This window comes from Oceanimonas sp. CAM02 (assembly GCF_032842915.1).
GTDB classification, from domain to species: Bacteria; Pseudomonadota; Gammaproteobacteria; order Enterobacterales; family Aeromonadaceae; genus Oceanimonas; species Oceanimonas smirnovii.
This window is the reverse complement of the sequence record NZ_JAWJBK010000021.1, coordinates 144,525-160,459: the sequence shown is the minus strand read 5'-3', so window position 1 is coordinate 160,459 and position 15,935 is coordinate 144,525. Positions and strand designations below refer to the sequence as shown.

Here is a 15,935-nt window from a genome sequence, read left to right as displayed (position 1 = left end):
GGCGACTTTTTTGGAACAAAAAAGGTGACCGCTTTACCATGTCCGAGTGCTTTGACTTGTTACATTTATCATTTCTTAGGGGCCGAATCCCAGTCATCGATTAGACCAATTGGAAGCCCATTGATACCGTTAGATCTATAGTGGGCTATTTCAAAACCTTTGTTTTCGTACGCAACATCCCGAGGCATGTCATTATCTACCAATATAATCTGACAGAGCTTACCTTTATCATCGAACTCTTCAGCAACTGCTACTAATGCATTGAATAGATTTCTGTATTTCTCTGGATCTGCCACACCATCAACATCAATTTCGCTGTCGATTTGACTGTCATCGGAATCTTCAGGGGTTTTCCCCAGAAATTTTCCTACGGTATCGATCATTAATAATCCCGGAATATTAGTATCTTTACGCAGCTTCTGCAGTAAGATCGATGCCAAGTATCCGATAGAAACAATTGTTCTAAGTCCGCCTGAGTTGATTTTTCTGTATTCAATATTTCTGACTTTTGGGAAAAATGTTTTTTCGTCTATTCCTACGCCGTGATGGTTTTTAATCTTTACCTGCTGAATAAATTTGTTGATATCAGCTCCTAGATCCTTCAAAACATTATCAAGTGACGGGGCGTCCTTTTTGAGTTCATCGAGTTTAATCTTTAGCTTCTCGATTGTTCCTTCTAGGCGGCCTATTTGGTCAGCAAGTGCGGCCTGCTTGTTCCTTACTCGCAGGGAGTGAACTGCCTTTTCTCGACGTTCGTCAAGTTGCGCTAATTCTTTGACAATTGCGTCTCGCTCGGCTAGATACGGTGAAATAGAATTTGAAAGCTCTTCGTCCATTATTTCTCTGGCTTTAGTTTTCTCCAGATAGAGTTCTGCCAGGATGGAGTTGGCGGAATTTAAATCTAATCTGTTATCAGATATCAACTGTTTGAGATCTTTTGACCTCCTTTTGATCGATGTCAGCTCGCTTTTTAAGCGTGTGTCACTTGGGATGTCAAATTTATCGGATATATCACCAATTTCGATAATGGTTTCGCAGATAGGGCAGCTTGTTTTCTCCTGAATATCTCTACCTATAAACTCTTTGGCTGACAGGCTGGATTCAATTTTATCAATATCATTTTGGTAATCGTTGAGGAGTCGGCTAAATCTTTCAATGCTTCGCAAAGATTTGCTCTTTGTTTCTTCTTGCTGCGCTATGTTCAAATTAATTGTGTTTAGGGCATCTTTGAGGCCTTCATATAGTTCATTGTCGCTCGTCATTCGCTTGTTTAAATCTGAAAGCCGAGAGTTCACTTCAATTTTTATGTTGTCTATGTTGCTTATTTCTTCGTCTAAATCTTCAGCGCTTTTAAATTCAGTCTGAGCCAAAAAATGGCTTATAGCGGAGTACTGGTTTGAAAGCTGTGTCTTCTCTTGTGTTTTACTTGAAATATCTACCTCTATCTCCGATATTCCAGTGTCGAGAACATTAAATATGTACTTAAAGACTTCCCTGTTTTTTGTTTCAAGCACATGGTTTCCAATGTTTAGCATGTGAGTGCTGCCAACATCGTCTTGATCCAAGTAAATAAATTTGAACAAGTCTAGGAAACTAAGCCTGGCTGTTTCGGATGAATCTTTTGTTGGGGCCTGCTTTAGTCGAACAGCGGGAAGTTCTAGCGCCTCAAGAATAAATTCGGAAAGACTCTTATTTTGATCGTCTCCTTTGGTAATGCTGGATTTGTACTTTTCAGGAAAGGAGTTTGATATTTCAGAGTACTTACAAGAATATACGTCAATATCTCTGGCTGGATTGAAAATATCTCTGCTGATGCAGTAGGGTGTTCCATTTACGGCTATTTCAAGGACTGCATACTTCACTGATGAAGAAATTTCTTCGTCTATTTTGATTTGCTTCCCGCCAAGAAGATAGTAAACAAGTCTGAGTATGCTTGACTTTCCTGTATCGGCATCGCCATAAATTATGTTTATTCCGGGATGAAATTTAACTCGATAATCTTTTCGATGCCCGTGCAGTATTAAATTTTTTATAAGTAAACCTTGAGAGAGATCCATTATATTCCCTGTTTTAATACCGTGTTTATATACCCATTAAGTTTGCTAGGGCTCTGCGATTGAAGTGATGAAAGTTGTTCGATAAACAGTTTGATTTTTCGGAAGTAGCCGCTCTCCAACTTGTTTGCGATAGATTTTCCAGCATCTGTCAGGTCAAACAAGAAGCCTTCTGAGTTGGAATATTCAGGCGACAAGTATTTTTTAGATGAAAGTATTTTTATCATGGTCAAAAGTCGATCTCGATCAAAGAGCTCGTCGACATTTATAGAAAGTGTGTCCACCGTGTAGTAGTCGACATCATCAATGGCGATTTGACGCTTGTTTGCCAGCATTAGAACTTTATTCAAGAAGGCTGGCTTAGTGACGAGAAAGTAGAACGATTGTATCTTGTCAATAGTTAGTACTTTCTTTTTCCTGGAAGTTTGTGCAAGGCTCCCGAGTATCAAGAGAAGTATGCCTAAGCTATAGTGCAGCTCGCGTTCTGGCTGGATATATGGAAGTTTATTCACCTTTACCCTCCGCCAAGAGGCCTCTCAGTGAATCTATTGTCCCATCTTTTACCCACCAAATATTTTCATCTTTTGAATTAGCGAGTTGGTGGAGCATTCCCTGCTTGTGGATGGCGTTTATAAACAGAATAAACGTTTCTAAAAATTTCTTATCTTCTTTGATGATTGTTTCATGTACATCCGCTAACAGTAATCCAGAATTTGGGATGCCATCATGAATATACTTTGTGTAGCTGTTCTGATAAACCTTGCGTATTTTTGCATATAATTCAGCTAGCCGCTTTTGATCCGAAGAGCTACTGAATATTTTTCTTATATACTCTGCATTTAAAAATGCTTCTTTGGCCTCTCTTATTGTCGTGTTGTGTATATCGGCAGTGATTAATTTTAAGACAAACAGCTCATCATCAAATTCCGTTTCATCTTCAAGCTGTTTGAGTTCGAGCGTTGATATGCCGGGATCATTCTTTTCAAAATCTAAGATTATTTTTTTGACAGCCATGACTATTGTGCTGTCGGGGTTCTCGGGTTTCGTAATGCTGGTGTGATCTTCATCTACTGATATTGCATCAGATTTTTCCTTATCTATCGGGACGGCGCTTGTTTTTTTGACAACCGAATCATGCACACCGTAAAAATACTTTGTGGCTGGTCTTAAGCTGGTTTTTAGCCATTCATCATTTATCTTGTGAATAAAATCATTGAGTGGTGAAAGTCCTTCTATCTGAAGGTTGTCACTTATCAACTTTCCGAAAGTTGCCGCTTCTGCTCCTTGATGAGGTACAGCCAAAGAGATAAAGAGCTTAATCTTTGATGGTGCCTTCTCTTCAATATCTTTTGTAATAGCACTTTTGGTTACCAATCCGCCCATACTATGAGCAACAACGATAATATTGTCGTATGTTTGCAGTTTGAATCGGATTTCAGTTCTAAGTAAGTTTCCGATTTCCTCAATGCTTATATTGTTGGCCAGTTTTCCGTGTGAAGTTCCGAACATACGCTTAACAAGCGTAGAAACCTTACCCGCCTTGGCGAAAAGGTTAAGTAACTTGGTGAAGTATGAAAAGTGGGCTATGTCATAATTTTCTGATATTTCTAAATCATCGGAAAATAATTCAGGGAAGGAGCGTGCCTCCCCATTCCGCCAGGTCGCCTCTCCTCCGCAAAATCCATGAACAAATAGGATTAGGTTCTTTTTATTTTGCTGAGAAATGAATTCAATCATTTGGCTTTCCCTTTATATGAACCACTAACATCTTTTCGCCTTACTCCCTTTGGAAACTCTGCCAAAACCTACAGTGAAATGTAACGTCAGCCAGCATGCGCGGCTGCGAAATGGAGGCGAAGCCGCAATGTAGTAGGCGTCGCGTGCCTGGCCTTGTTAAATAATCTCGAACTCATGATCGCCATAGGCGCCCAAGAGAACGTCCTCTTTAGTCTCTTCCATTTCGTTATCGAAGTAGCCCCAATGGGTGAAGCCCAGCTTCCCAGCAATCGATAAGACTTCTCGTACAGCCTGGCGGGAGACTCTCCGATCAATTGCAACGCTTCTGCGCTCGGGGACATTGTCTGACCCGAAACTTGTGCATGCAATCACTCCGAGACTGGCGAGTTCACTCGTAATTCTTCCATAGTCCCCAAAATTCTTGTTAACGCCGAATGCTAACTCTGGAAGCAAATCTCCTTTGCTCTCTGTGTCAGCCGGCAACACTTTATTCTCTAGTTCGTTGAGCTTTTGAAAAACCTCAGCGAGTTGCGCTTCACTCTTGAGGACTTTGACCTTTTCGTTAGTCTTCTGACTCAGGTAGGTTGAATAGTAGTGGTCTTCCTGAAGTTCTGGTCTGAACTTTGTCTGGAGTAGGAAAACTGAAAAAAGAAACACCGGAACATTCACAATTGCCGCTACAACAAGAGCGATTGACTCAAAAGATCCGCGCTCCATGTTCGTCGCTGCAATGAGAAACCCGCCGTTGACAGTGAAAAGGCCCGCCAGCCAGGCGCCTAGCAGATGAATTGGCTTTTTTATTTTCTCTGGCACTATTTTCGAGCCCGACATACGATCCCTTATTTAACGCTTCACATCACCTGCAACCAAAAGCAGAGCGAGGAACGAGCGGCGCTTTTGGTTGTCCGAGTGTATGTGATTGTTATGTGATATTCATGATTCCTCTGCATTGAGGAAACATTGTACAACCCCAGAATTTCTTACCGATATTTTGACCTTTCTTGGTTTCTCGCAGAACCATTTCACTACCGCATTTTGGGCAACTCGGGACATTTCTATTTTCTTTTTCGGACACGATATTCTTTACGTGTCTAACATGCTCGCGATTTGTTCTAAATGATGGAGTAAGCCTTCCCTGTTCTATTTGTTTCACGATTTCTATTACTTGTGATTCGCTTAGAACTGGCGTTTTCTTTGATTTGATATACCTCGCATAGCCTCCGCCATAGGTCACATTTTCAGGCATTTCTGTTTTAAATGTGCTGTCACCTACAAAAACAATCACCGAATGTACTTGCTGCTCATTTAGGCCCAACAATGACTCAAGGGTTTTTACATGCTTATAGTTCTGACGCAATGGATTCTGAAATTTGTTTGAATGTTTATAAATCTTCTGAGTCCATGTTTTCTGGTTGGGGCCCCCAAATATCCAGCCTTTCATATTTTTTGTTTCAACAACGAAAACGCCAAATTCAGAAACGATGATGTGATCTATCTGTGTGCTTCCATCTTCTGTTGGCAGGGTTACGTTCTTGATCAGTTGGTATTTTTCTTTATCCAGTAAAAACTTTGCTGATAAATTGACGATAAACTCGCCAACAACGCCTTTGAACCAAGGTGATTTAAGAACTCCAGCGAGAATCGCAATTGGTATAAGATACCAAAGCGCACTGACTATTTGATTGACGATTGGTGAAAAATCCATTCTACGATCTCGCTTTATTCACATAACATTTTAATAACGAGCATGCTCATATTTGTTCTTTGATGATTTAGTGAGCATGCACTTCAAGTAACTGATTTTATTACTTAAATAACGAATTTTAAACTTTATAGGAGTGTGAAAAATGAGCATGCTCATTTACGCTCAGGCGTTGCTCACTATCTCCGAATGTGAAACGAATAACCTTTTGATCTAACATGTATTTTTATCGAGCAGCCGTTATTTTTGAGCATGCTGGCGCAGCAATATGAGCATGACTGGCTGGATGTGAAAAATGCACTGTACAAAAATCAGGCTTTTTACCAGAGCCGGCCAACGCTACCGCCCATCACTGTTGCTGAGGCGTAAGCGCATGCCTGAAACCCTTGTTGAAGCTTGGTATTTTGTCGTATGAGTCTGAAAAAGCAATGCGGGAATGCTGTTTTGCGAAAGGTGGGCGTGAAATGATGGCTTTTCTGAGTGTTTGCCTGGGTTTTTGCCTTTACAGGAGTGACTGGCAGGGTAGTAAAAAGCCGGCCAATGTGGCCGGCTCTGATATTGCTTAGCGGGAGAACCGCTCGGCGCGTTTGCCGCGCAGTTTCTTTTTCTTGGGGCCGGCTTTTTGCTGGCCGGTTTTTTTCAGCAGCACCTGGCTGGGGTTGCGTTTTTTGCTGCTGTCGGTGCGGTTGCTTTTGGGCGTGTTGTGGCCGTCGTTACTGCCTTCCAGCTCTATGGTAGTGGCGGTGCTTTTGTTGGCGCGGCCGGAGAGTACTTTGCGGGAGATCTTTTTCAGCAGCACGTCCCGGTTGGAGACTTCATAGCCGGCTTTGTTAATGCGCTTGATGGGCGCGCCAATGAGTTTTTCAATGCGGGCCAGGGTTTGTTCTTCTTCCCGGCTTACAAAGGAAATGGCTTTGCCCGGTGCGCCGGCACGGCCGGTGCGGCCAATGCGGTGCACATAGTCTTCCGGCAGGTAGGGCAGGTTAAAGTTCACCACCTGCTCCAGGCCCTGAATGTCCAGGCCGCGGGCGGCCACTTCAGTGGCAATCAGCACCTGCAGCTTGCCGGATTTAAAGTCGGCAATGGCGCGGCGGCGGCTGCCCTGGCTTTTGTCGCCATGGCATACGGCGGCTTCCACCTTGCGTTTTTTCAGGCCGGCCTGCAGGCGGTCGGCCTGCTCCCGGGTACTGGTAAACACCAGCACCTGAAACCAGTTCTGCTCGTCCAGCAGCTGTTCAAACAGCTCAATTTTGCGGTTTTCTTCCACCGGATATACCGCATGGCGCACGGTATCGGCGGTGCTGTTTACCCGGGTTACGCGAATTTGCTGGTGGTTGTGCAGCACCTTGTGGGCCAGCTCGTTTACCGCCGGCGAGGTGGTGGCGGAAAACAGCAAAGTTTGGCGCTTGGGTGCGGTCAGCTGCATCAGCTTGAGCACATCGGTAATAAAGCCCATGTCGAGCATGCGGTCGGCTTCGTCCAGCACCACAAACTCCACGTCGGTCAGGGCCACGTTGCCCAGGGTAATGTGCTCCATGAGCCGGCCAGGGGTGGAGATCACCACATCGGTACCGGCGCGCAGCTTGTTGGCCTGGCCGCCCATTTTTACGCCGCCATACAGCGCAGTCACGCTCAGAGGCAGATATTTGGCATAGGCGGTAATGTTGTCTGCCAGCTGCTCGGCCAGCTCCCGGGTGGGAGTAAGGATCAGCGCGCGGGGGCGGCGCTCCACTGTAGCCCTGGGGTTGTCTGTCATGCGCTGCAGCACGGGCAGGGCAAAAGCGGCGGTTTTGCCGGTGCCGGTTTGCGCCGTTACCTGCAGATCCTTGCCGCGGCGGGCGGGCACCACGGCCTGGGTTTGAACCGGAGTCATTTCGCTGTAGCCACAGTCTGCGAGTGCCTGTTGCAGCTCGGGGGCCAGATCCAGAGATGAAAATTGCATAAGAGTTCCTCTGTAGTGTCGCTACAGTCAAAAAATCGAGGCTGGAATATACGTTATTTTGCCCTCGGGGGAGAGGGTTAATTGTGATCTTTGCTTGTTTTTTGCGCTTTTTGACTGTTCGTGAGCGGTGAACTGCATTTGGAGTGAAGCAGAAATGGTAACCAGTTCAATGATGAGGGCTTTTGCAGGAAAGATATCCCGGTTTGCCGGGTCTTCTCGTCGGCACACCGGCCAGCTGCTTCACGCTTGTTTTTCAGGCATTAACGCCAGTTTTTGATGTTTATCAATGGCACCTGCCTTTGACAGCGGATAAGCTTACCCGGTTTCGGCACATTTGAATCCATTGGTGCTGTACACGGAAAACGACCGAACAGTGATGAGGTATAGGGTGTCGGGCATGATAGTAAGCACGGAAGCAGGTTACCTGGTCAGTCCGTATCTGGCCTGGAGTGCAGTGGTCGCACTGCTGGTGCTGGCCGGGGGCTGTGCGTGGTCTCTTTGGCGTCATCGGCGGGCGGCAAGCCGTCATGATGGCGTGGAGCAGAATGTACGCGAGCGGGCAGACTCCTTTCGCTACCTGGTAGAAACCGCCCATGAGGGCATAGTGGTGGTGCAGAGCCGGCGGCTGGTTTACCTGAACCCGCGCATGTGCGAGATGACCGGCTACAGCGAGGCCGAGTTGCGTGCGCTGCCCACCTTTATGCCGCTGATCGACCCTTCGGCCCGTGAGGTGATGCTGGCAAACCACCTGCGCCGGCTGGCGGGCGAGCCATCCCCCCAGCGCTACGAAAGCCTGTTTCTGAAAAAGGATGGCACCAGTTATCCCATTGAGCTGAGCGGGGTCGCCATTGTCTGGCAGGGCGAGCCGGCCACCCTGAACATGGTGACCGATATTTCGGGGCGCAAGGCGGCCGAAGAGAAAATGCAGTATCTGGCCCATCACGACAGCCTCACCGGCCTGCCCAACCGCTATATGCTGCACGAACGCCTGAAACAGGCCATAGCCCTGGCACAACGCACCGGGGTGCCGCTGGCCGTGCTGTTTATCGAGCTTAATGGCTTCAAGAAGGTCAACGACGACCATGGCCACGAGGCGGGAGACTGCCTGCTGCAGCAGGTGGCCGGGCGCATTCAGCCCCTGTTGCGGGATTCAGACACCCTGGCGCGCATGGGCGGAGACGAGTTTGTGATTTTGCTGACCCAGATAGCGCAGCCGAAGGATGTGGCGCAAGCCACTGCGCGCATTGAGGCGGCCATGGCACCTGCGTTTGCAATTAACGACCAGGCGCTGCGCTGCGGCTTCAGCATGGGGGCGGCGCTGTACCCGCAAGACGGCACCACGGCGCAGGCTCTGCTGAACCTGGCCGATCACCAGATGTACGCCCACAAGCACCGCCATTATCAGCGCGAGGCGCTACCCCAGAGCTGAAGTCGGAAGCACGCTTGCGGGCATAGTGGCTGTCGCGCTATTCGCCATTCCAATAAATTCCATAACGCCGGGGTGCAGATTGAAAGCCGGGACGACAACGGCCGCCGCTGATAGCTATGTCGGGGGTTCCCTCATTACCCTGCTGCCGTTTCTGCTGATGGGAGTGGGGGCTTTTATTTCTCCGCAGTTACTCAACTTCGGGTCAGATAAGTGTCGGTTGAGACGACGGTGGCGTAGCCGAACTCGAACGCCGCCATCATGGCGGCGTGAACCTGGGCCGCAGGCACGGTCACGCCATTGAATTCCAGGTCAAGCGTGGCGCAGGCATCGTGCACCACGGTGACCGGGTAGCCCATGTCGGCTGCGGCGCGCACGCCGGCATCCACGCACATGTGGCTCATGGCACCAATAATGACCACCTCTTCAATCTCACGGGCCTCGAGCTGTTGCTTGAGATCGGTGTCGCGGAACGAATTGACGTAATTCTTGACGATAACCGGTTCGTTTTCGGCCGGTGTTACGTCAGACATGATGTTCACGCCGTCGGTGCCGGGCACGAAAACAGGGGCTTCGCCGTTGGCGAACTCATGCCGAATATGAAACACCGGTATGCCTTGCTCGCGGGCATCGGCAATTACCCTGACGGCATTCGCCGCTGCCGCTTCAATCCCGGTCAGGGGCAGCTTGCCGGTGGGCAGGTATTCATTTTGCAGATCGATCACGATCAGTCCGCGTTGCTTCATGGTGCAGTCTCCTGATGAATGGAGAGGTTATTGTGCTTGTCTGCGGATGAGGAGGACAGTGTCGCTGGCGACAATTTGCGGGGTGATAACGACATTCAGTCAATCAGTGCCGTCTTGTTTCCCGCAGGCCTGCCCGGTACCAAAACGGCGGCGATATTCGCCGGGGGCCAGGCCCACGAGACGGGTGAACACCTTGCGAAAGGCACCGGTGTCGCCGTAGCCTACTTCCCAAGCCACCCGCTCTATGGTGGTACCGCCAACCTGTAGCAACTCCCGTGCCCGGCCTACCCGCAGGCGCTGGCAATATTCGGTGGTGGTCATGCCGGTGGCTTTCTGAAACCGGCGTAACAGGGTGCGCTCTCCCAGCCCGGCCCGGGCGGCCAGGGTTGTCAGGGCCATATCTTTGGCACCGGTGGCCTGCAGCCAGTGTTGTAGTTTGAGCACGGCGGCATCGCCATGAGTGAGACGAGGAGAAAATACGCTGTAGTAACGTTGTTCGCGGCCGGGCGGGTCTACCAGCAGCATGCGGGCCGTTTCCAGCATCACGCCGGGGCCGAGCAGGCGATCCACCAGCCGCAGGCCCAGATCGGTCCAGGACATCAGGCCCCCGGCGGTAAGGATATCGCCGTCGTCGATGAGCATTTGGTCGGCATCTACCCGCACCTTTGGAAAGCGCTGTTGCAGTGTCTCGGCATAGGTCCAGTGGGTGGTGATCCGTCGGCCGTCCACTCGGCCGGTGGCGGCCAGCACAAAGGCCCCGGCGCACACCGAGCCGAGGATAGCTCCCCCGGCATGCTGGTCGCGCAGCCAGCGTGCCAGTGGGGCGGATGTTTCCGCGGTCATCGGCTCGCCCAAGGTCGGCGGCAGGATCAGCGCCGTCGGGGTGACCGGCAGTGTACCCGGGCTGCTGTCAAACACTCGGTGCGGCGCGGCGGCTGCGGCCTCCGCCTGCCAGTGGCTGATACGCAATATCGGCGCATTGTTTTGGCCGTGGCCGGTGGCTATGCGGTTGGCCATGCCGAACAAATCGGTCAGCCCCAGCACGGCCGACAGCTGAGCCCCTGAATACAGAATGAGTCCAATCTCGGTCTGGTGTGTTTTGCTCATGGGTGACGGGATTGCTGATGGCCGGCCTGCCGGCGCAGGCAAAACGTGCGCCGGTAATCCGACGGAGAGGTGCCCAGCTGAGCACTGAATTGCTGGCGCAAAGACAGGGGCGTGCCAAAGCCGACTTCCGCGGCAATGCATTCGATGGGCAGTTCGGTGGTTTCCAGCAGTTGTTGCGCCTGGGCCACCCGCTCAGTGTTGAGCCACTTGACGACGGTGGTGCCGGTGGCTTCCCGAAAACGCCGGGTAAAGGTGCGCCGGCTCATCATGGCCACCCCGGCCAGCTGGTCGACCGAAAGCGGCTCGGCCAGATGTGCGCGGGCCCATTCCAGTACGCCGGGCAGGCGGTTTTCGCTGTGGAGCTGGGGAATCGGCCGTTCAATGTATTGTGCCTGGCCGCCCTGACGGTGCGGCGGGGTGACCAGCAGCCGGGCCATGCGGTTGGCCGCGTCGGCACCATGGCGCTCACGCACCAGTTGCAGGCAGCAGTCGATGGCGGCCACAGTACCTGCCGAGGTCACTACATTAGCGTCCGCAACATACAGCACGTCTGGCCGGAACAGGGTGTGGGGAAAACGCTGGGCAAACAGCTCTCTCGTCATCCAGTGGGTGGTGGCTTCGCGGCCGTCGAGCAGTCCGGCATCGCCGAGTACAAAGGCACCCAGGCAAAGCCCCACTATCAGGGCACCCCGCTGGTGGGCCCGCCGCAAGGCCAGCGTCAGCTCGGCCGGGGCCGGGGTTTCCGGCTGGTCCCAGGCGGGCACTATGATGATGTCGGCCTCGTCCATTGCCTCCAGCCCGTCCGGCACCTGGACAACCAGCCCCTGATCACTGCGGACCGCGCCGGGCTGCCGAGCACAGTAGCGCACCTCATAACGGGGAAAGTCTTCCGGCCCGTTGACGGCACCGAAGGCCATTGCCGGGATGGAGAGCTGAAACAGGCTGACCCCTTCAAAGGCGAGCACGGCAATGCGGGTGGCAGGCATGGATTTCCTCGTGGGGGGCGAATGGCCCAAAAATATCTCACATTGTCATTCAGGTCAATGGTGCGCCCTGGCGTCTCCCGGCACACTGGCTGTGTTCAAATTGCTTCCCGGTACCGCCGGGAGCAAATCACCATTACAGGAGTCGTATCATGCACATCAAAACGTTAGTCACATCTATCGCCCTGGCCCTGGGGCTTGCCGGCCAGGGTGCCTTTGCCCATGAATCCGTCGCCATGAGGGCACAAGACGGTGAGGTAAAGGTACAGCTCATTCGCAACGCCACGGTGAAAATCACCTATGCCGACACGATCTTTCTGATCGATCCCATGCTGGCGAAAAAGGGAGCCTACCCGGGGTTTGAAGGCACCTATCGCAGCCACCTGCGCAATCCGCTGGTTGAGTTGCCGATGCCGGCGGAAGCGGTCTTTGGCGACGTGGACGCCATCATCGTGACCCACACCCATCTGGATCACTGGGATGACGCGGCTCAGGCGCTGTTGCCCAAGAATATTCCGTTGTTTACTCAGCATGAGGCCGATGCCGAGCTAATCCGCTCCCAGGGATTTACCGACGTACGCATTCTTGCTGACACCGCCGAGTTCGGTGGCGTGACCCTCAGCCGGACCGGTGGCCAGCACGGCACCGATGAGATGTTTGCCAGCCCCGAGCTGGCCGGTTTCCTTGGCGATGCCATGGGGGTGGTCTTTGAAGCACCGGAGCACGAAACACTGTATCTGGTGGGGGATACCATCTGGCGTAATGAGGTCGGCCAGGCACTGGCCGAGTACCACCCGCAGGTGGTGGTGGCGAATGCCGGCTATGCGCGTCTTAACGGCTATGACGGTGCCATTATCATGGGCAAGGAAGACGTGGTGCGTCTGGCCGAGCAAGCGCCCGAGGCGACCGTGGTGGCGGTGCATATGGATGCCATCAACCATATGGGCCAGTCCCGCGACGAGCTTAGCGGTTATGTTCGGGAGCAGGAGCTGGAGCAGCGGATTGAGATCCCGACAGACGGCGAAACGCTGATATTTTAATCTGAAGGGAGCCGCCCACTTGATTGCTATTGCCGGCTCTGCAGAGCAGTGTTGTGTATTAGCTTGTCATATGCACTGAGTGCCCGCCTTCGCGGGCATAACGTTATGGGTATCCATTGGTAACTATTTACTTACGCTCCAGCCGCTGGCACAGCACCACCAGGGTTTTGCGGGTGTCCCGAATCACCCGCTCCAGGGCGGTGATCGGCAGCTGCTGGAAGGGTATCTGGGCTTTGGCGGCCTGCTCCAGCTCATTCAGGGCCTGGGCCAGCCGGTCTTGCGCCAGCATGCCGGCGGTGCCGCCGAGGCGGTGGGCCAGCCGGGCCAGCTCGTGATGATCTTCGTCTTCTATGGCGCGGTGCAGCTCGGCGGTTCTGGCGGGCAGCTCGCTTGAGAAGCTTTTTACCATGGCCAGCAGCCGGCCCCGGCCCAGCACCCGCAGGTGCTCCTGCAGCAGGGGCTGATCCAGCGCCAGCTCCGGCTGCAGTTTTATGTCCATGGCCCTGGCCAGCGCCTGAGTGAGCCGTGGCCATTGTACCGGCTTGGCCACCACGGCTTTCAGGCCCGCATCCAGATAGCGGCGTATGTCTTCCGGAGTCACGCTGGCGGTGAGGGCAATTACGGGCGTGTCCTGATTCAGGCCGGTAATTTGTTCCCGCAGCTGACGGCTGGTTTCCAGGCCATCCATGCCCGGCAGGTGCATGTCCATTAAAATGGCATCAAAGGCCTGCATGCGCGCCATTTCCAGCGCCTGCTCGCCGCTTTCTGCCTGGCTGACAATATGGTGATGCTGCTCCAGCAGCGCAGTGAGAATGCCTCTGTTAATGGCCACGTCTTCCACCAGCAGCAGGCTGAGGCTGGGCAGGGCAGCCAGCTCGGTGTGCTGGGCTTGTGACAGGGGAGCCACCCTGGTGAGCGGCAGGGTAAAGCTGAACCGGCTGCCCTGACCGGGCGCGCTGTCCAGGTTCAGAGTGCCGCCCATGGCTTCAATCAGCCGGCGGGAAATGGCCAGCCCCAGGCCAGTGCCGCCATAGCGCCGGCTGATGCTCTCATCGGCCTGAGTAAAGCGGTCAAAAATGCGGTGTTGCTGTTCGCTGGCAATGCCAATGCCGTTGTCTTCCACCACAAACTGCCAGCCCTTGCCTACCGGGCGCACCGCCAGCCGTACCTGGCCGCCTTCTTCGGTAAACTTGATGGCGTTGGAGAGCAGGTTAATCAGCACCTGACGTACCCGGCCGGCATGGCCCAGGAGCCAGGGCAAGGAATCGGGGGCATTGAGCCGCAGCCGAATTTGTTTGGCACCGGCATAGCCCTGCATCATGGCAATGGTACTTTCCAGCAGCTCGCTCAGGGCAAAGGGCGCAGGATCTTCCTGCAGCGGGCCTTGTTCCAGTGCGGCATAGTCGAGCACGTCGTTCAGCAGCATCAGCAGGTGATCTGCCGAGTGTTGCAGCGTATCTATCAGGCCTTTTTCGGCGCGGTGTTCCATGGCCGGCTTAAGCAGGGTAAGGGTGCCCAGAATGCCGTTCATGGGGGTGCGAAGCTCGTGAGTCATATTGGCAATAAAGCGGGATTTGGCACTGTCGGCGGCTTCTGCCTCTTCCTTGGCCTGACGCAGGTTCTGTGTGCGTTTGTCGACCAGGGCTTCGAGTTTTTTCTTGTCGTGTTGCAGCTCGCTCTGGCGACGCTCCACCGACTGGCGCATGGTGTTGATGGCACCGACCAGGGTGTCGAGTTCATCGGGCAGCTCCCCCCGGCTGCGGGCCAGGTTAAGGGGCGCGGCATCGGGGCGGCCCTCACCAATCTGCTCCACATAGCGGGCCATGCGCTCCAGATGACGGGTGACCCGCCGGCGAAATACCAGCATCAGGCTCAGTGCAATCAGCAGCACGGTTAACGACTGACCCAGCAAAATGGTACGGGCCCGCAAAAACAGCTGATGACGAATGCTTTGCTTGCTGAATGCCACTTCCAGCTGGCCCACCTGCTGCGGCCCAAGGGCCGGGCTGGGATAAATCAGCTCAAAGCGGTGGCGGTTAACACTGTCATTACTCAGGCGCTGGCCAAGCGTAAGCGGCTGCGCCAGACCATCTCCGGTCACGGTAAGGCTGGCCATATGAGGCATGTCGAGCATACTGTCGAGCTGCAGCATGGCCTGAGGCAAATTGAGATCCCACAGGCTCTGAGACAGTCCTTCCAGATAGCTGTCTTCAATCAGTGCCAGGCGCTCGTTCATGTCCTGGCTGATTTTACGGTGATCCAGCCATACCTGAACCGTGGTGGAGAGCAGGGTAAAGCACAGGCTCACTCCTATCACCAGCCAGAACAGGCGAAAACTCAAGGTGCGCCGGCGGGAGCGGGGCAGCATGCTCAGCAAGGTACTCATCAGGGGGCATCCAGGTATTTGCGTTCATAAAAAGGCGTAATACGCGCTATATAGTGTTCTTCGGCCAGTTCCTGCAGCCGGGCCGACAGCACCGGCAACAAGGGCTCAAGCACTGAGCCTTTGGGCACGGCCAGATGATAATACTCCAGTGTGAGCAACGCCGGCAGGGGCTGCACTCTGTCTGCCAGCGCCAGCTTTTGTGCCTGCAACCGGCCGGTAATCAGGCCAATGGGCATGTAGTCGATACGGCCCATCGCCAGCTTGTGAAAATTTTGCTTGCCGGTAGACACCCGTTCCACATGAGGATGACGGCGGACTTTTTGATCAAAGTCGTCGCCAAAGCTGTCACCGAATAACATGCCTAGGGTGTTGCTGCCGAGATCCCAAGGGCTGCGGCTGCCGTTGCCGAAATGAGTAAACAGTACCACAGGATCCGCCACTATGGGGGTGTGGCTGAAGACAAAGTTGCGCTCCCGGGCGTGCGTTTTATAGGCAGCAACCAGCAGGTCTACCTGGCCCCGGCGGGCTGCCAGCTGGCAGCGCTTCCAGTTGCCAAATACACGCATATTAAGGTGATAGCCCTGCTCTGAGAGCAGCTTGCGAACCAGGTGAGGAGCAATGCCGGTCAGCTCGTTGTCTTGCTCCCAGGAAACGGGTGGTGTTTCCGGGTGGCCGCAGGCGGTGATCACCGCGGGTTGGGCAAGGGCCAGTGCCGGAATAAACAGTAACAGCGAGAAAAACATCAACATCACAATACCGCTCTGACACAGCCGTTCACGTCATATCCTTTCCTGTTTTGCATACTGATATTC

The 15,935-nt window shown here is 53.1% G+C and carries 13 protein-coding genes; 2 read left to right on the top strand and 11 right to left on the bottom strand.

The window, feature by feature from the left end:
- Positions 1 to 68 precede the first annotated feature (68 nt).
- The 6 genes from R0I78_RS06670 to R0I78_RS06645 all read right to left on the bottom strand — a co-directional run bounded on the left by R0I78_RS06670 (position 69) and on the right by R0I78_RS06645 (position 7,435).
- Positions 69 to 2,057 (bottom strand): hypothetical protein, encoded by a 1,989-nt coding sequence (locus R0I78_RS06670; RefSeq protein WP_317074768.1) that lies wholly within the window; start codon positions 2,055 to 2,057, stop codon positions 69 to 71.
- Complete coding sequence (locus R0I78_RS06665) at positions 2,057 to 2,566, bottom strand: ABC-three component system middle component 4 (protein ID WP_317074767.1); 510 nt, start codon at positions 2,564 to 2,566, stop codon at positions 2,057 to 2,059. The genes R0I78_RS06670 and R0I78_RS06665 overlap by 1 nt, the downstream gene beginning before the upstream one ends.
- A complete protein-coding gene (locus R0I78_RS06660) occupies positions 2,559 to 3,791 on the bottom strand; it encodes an ABC-three component system protein (RefSeq protein ID WP_317074766.1) in 1,233 nt (410 codons plus the stop codon). Before R0I78_RS06660 ends, R0I78_RS06665 begins: the two co-directional genes overlap by 8 nt.
- Before the next feature lie 156 nt (positions 3,792 to 3,947).
- Complete coding sequence (locus R0I78_RS06655; protein WP_317074765.1) at positions 3,948 to 4,622, bottom strand: hypothetical protein; 675 nt, start codon at positions 4,620 to 4,622, stop codon at positions 3,948 to 3,950.
- Between the two features lie 91 nt (positions 4,623 to 4,713).
- Complete coding sequence (locus R0I78_RS06650; RefSeq protein ID WP_317074764.1) at positions 4,714 to 5,496, bottom strand: nuclease-related domain-containing protein; 783 nt, start codon at positions 5,494 to 5,496, stop codon at positions 4,714 to 4,716.
- Between the two features lie 559 nt (positions 5,497 to 6,055).
- Positions 6,056 to 7,435, bottom strand: coding sequence for a DEAD/DEAH box helicase (locus tag R0I78_RS06645; RefSeq protein ID WP_317074763.1), 1,380 nt, complete (start codon positions 7,433 to 7,435; stop codon positions 6,056 to 6,058).
- Between the two features lie 397 nt (positions 7,436 to 7,832).
- Here R0I78_RS06645 and R0I78_RS06640 point away from each other — a divergent pair, with 397 nt between their 5' ends.
- Positions 7,833 to 8,864, top strand: coding sequence for a sensor domain-containing diguanylate cyclase (locus R0I78_RS06640; RefSeq protein ID WP_317074762.1), 1,032 nt, complete (start codon positions 7,833 to 7,835; stop codon positions 8,862 to 8,864).
- 191 nt (positions 8,865 to 9,055) lie between these two features.
- On the opposite strand, the gene R0I78_RS06635 is transcribed toward R0I78_RS06640, so the two are convergent.
- The 3 genes from R0I78_RS06635 to R0I78_RS06625 all read right to left on the bottom strand — a co-directional run bounded on the left by R0I78_RS06635 (position 9,056) and on the right by R0I78_RS06625 (position 11,700).
- The gene (locus R0I78_RS06635) at positions 9,056 to 9,607 is read right to left on the bottom strand and encodes a cysteine hydrolase family protein (RefSeq protein WP_317074761.1); all 552 of its coding nucleotides are present in this window, start codon (positions 9,605 to 9,607) and stop codon (positions 9,056 to 9,058) included.
- A gap of 99 nt (positions 9,608 to 9,706) precedes the next feature.
- Positions 9,707 to 10,714 carry a GlxA family transcriptional regulator gene (locus R0I78_RS06630; protein WP_317074760.1) on the bottom strand — a complete coding sequence of 336 codons (1,008 nt, stop codon included), beginning with the start codon at positions 10,712 to 10,714 and terminating at the stop codon, positions 9,707 to 9,709.
- Entirely contained in the window at positions 10,711 to 11,700 is a 990-nt protein-coding gene (locus tag R0I78_RS06625) for a GlxA family transcriptional regulator (RefSeq protein ID WP_317074759.1), read from the bottom strand. Before R0I78_RS06625 ends, R0I78_RS06630 begins: the two co-directional genes overlap by 4 nt.
- Before the next feature lie 149 nt (positions 11,701 to 11,849).
- On the opposite strand from R0I78_RS06625, the gene R0I78_RS06620 reads away from it, so the two are divergent.
- Positions 11,850 to 12,737 carry an MBL fold metallo-hydrolase gene (locus R0I78_RS06620; protein WP_317074758.1) on the top strand — a complete coding sequence of 296 codons (888 nt, stop codon included), beginning with the start codon at positions 11,850 to 11,852 and terminating at the stop codon, positions 12,735 to 12,737.
- Positions 12,738 to 12,864: 127 nt separating this feature from the next.
- On the opposite strand, the gene R0I78_RS06615 is transcribed toward R0I78_RS06620, so the two are convergent.
- Both R0I78_RS06615 and R0I78_RS06610 read right to left on the bottom strand, forming a co-directional pair.
- On the bottom strand, positions 12,865 to 15,123 hold the full coding sequence (locus R0I78_RS06615) for an ATP-binding protein (RefSeq protein WP_317074757.1): 2,259 nt from the start codon (positions 15,121 to 15,123) through the stop codon (positions 12,865 to 12,867).
- Positions 15,123 to 15,872: a substrate-binding periplasmic protein gene (locus tag R0I78_RS06610; protein WP_317074756.1), complete on the bottom strand. Its 750-nt coding sequence runs from the start codon at positions 15,870 to 15,872 to the stop codon at positions 15,123 to 15,125. Before R0I78_RS06610 ends, R0I78_RS06615 begins: the two co-directional genes overlap by 1 nt.
- Between the last annotated feature and the right edge of the window lie 63 nt (positions 15,873 to 15,935).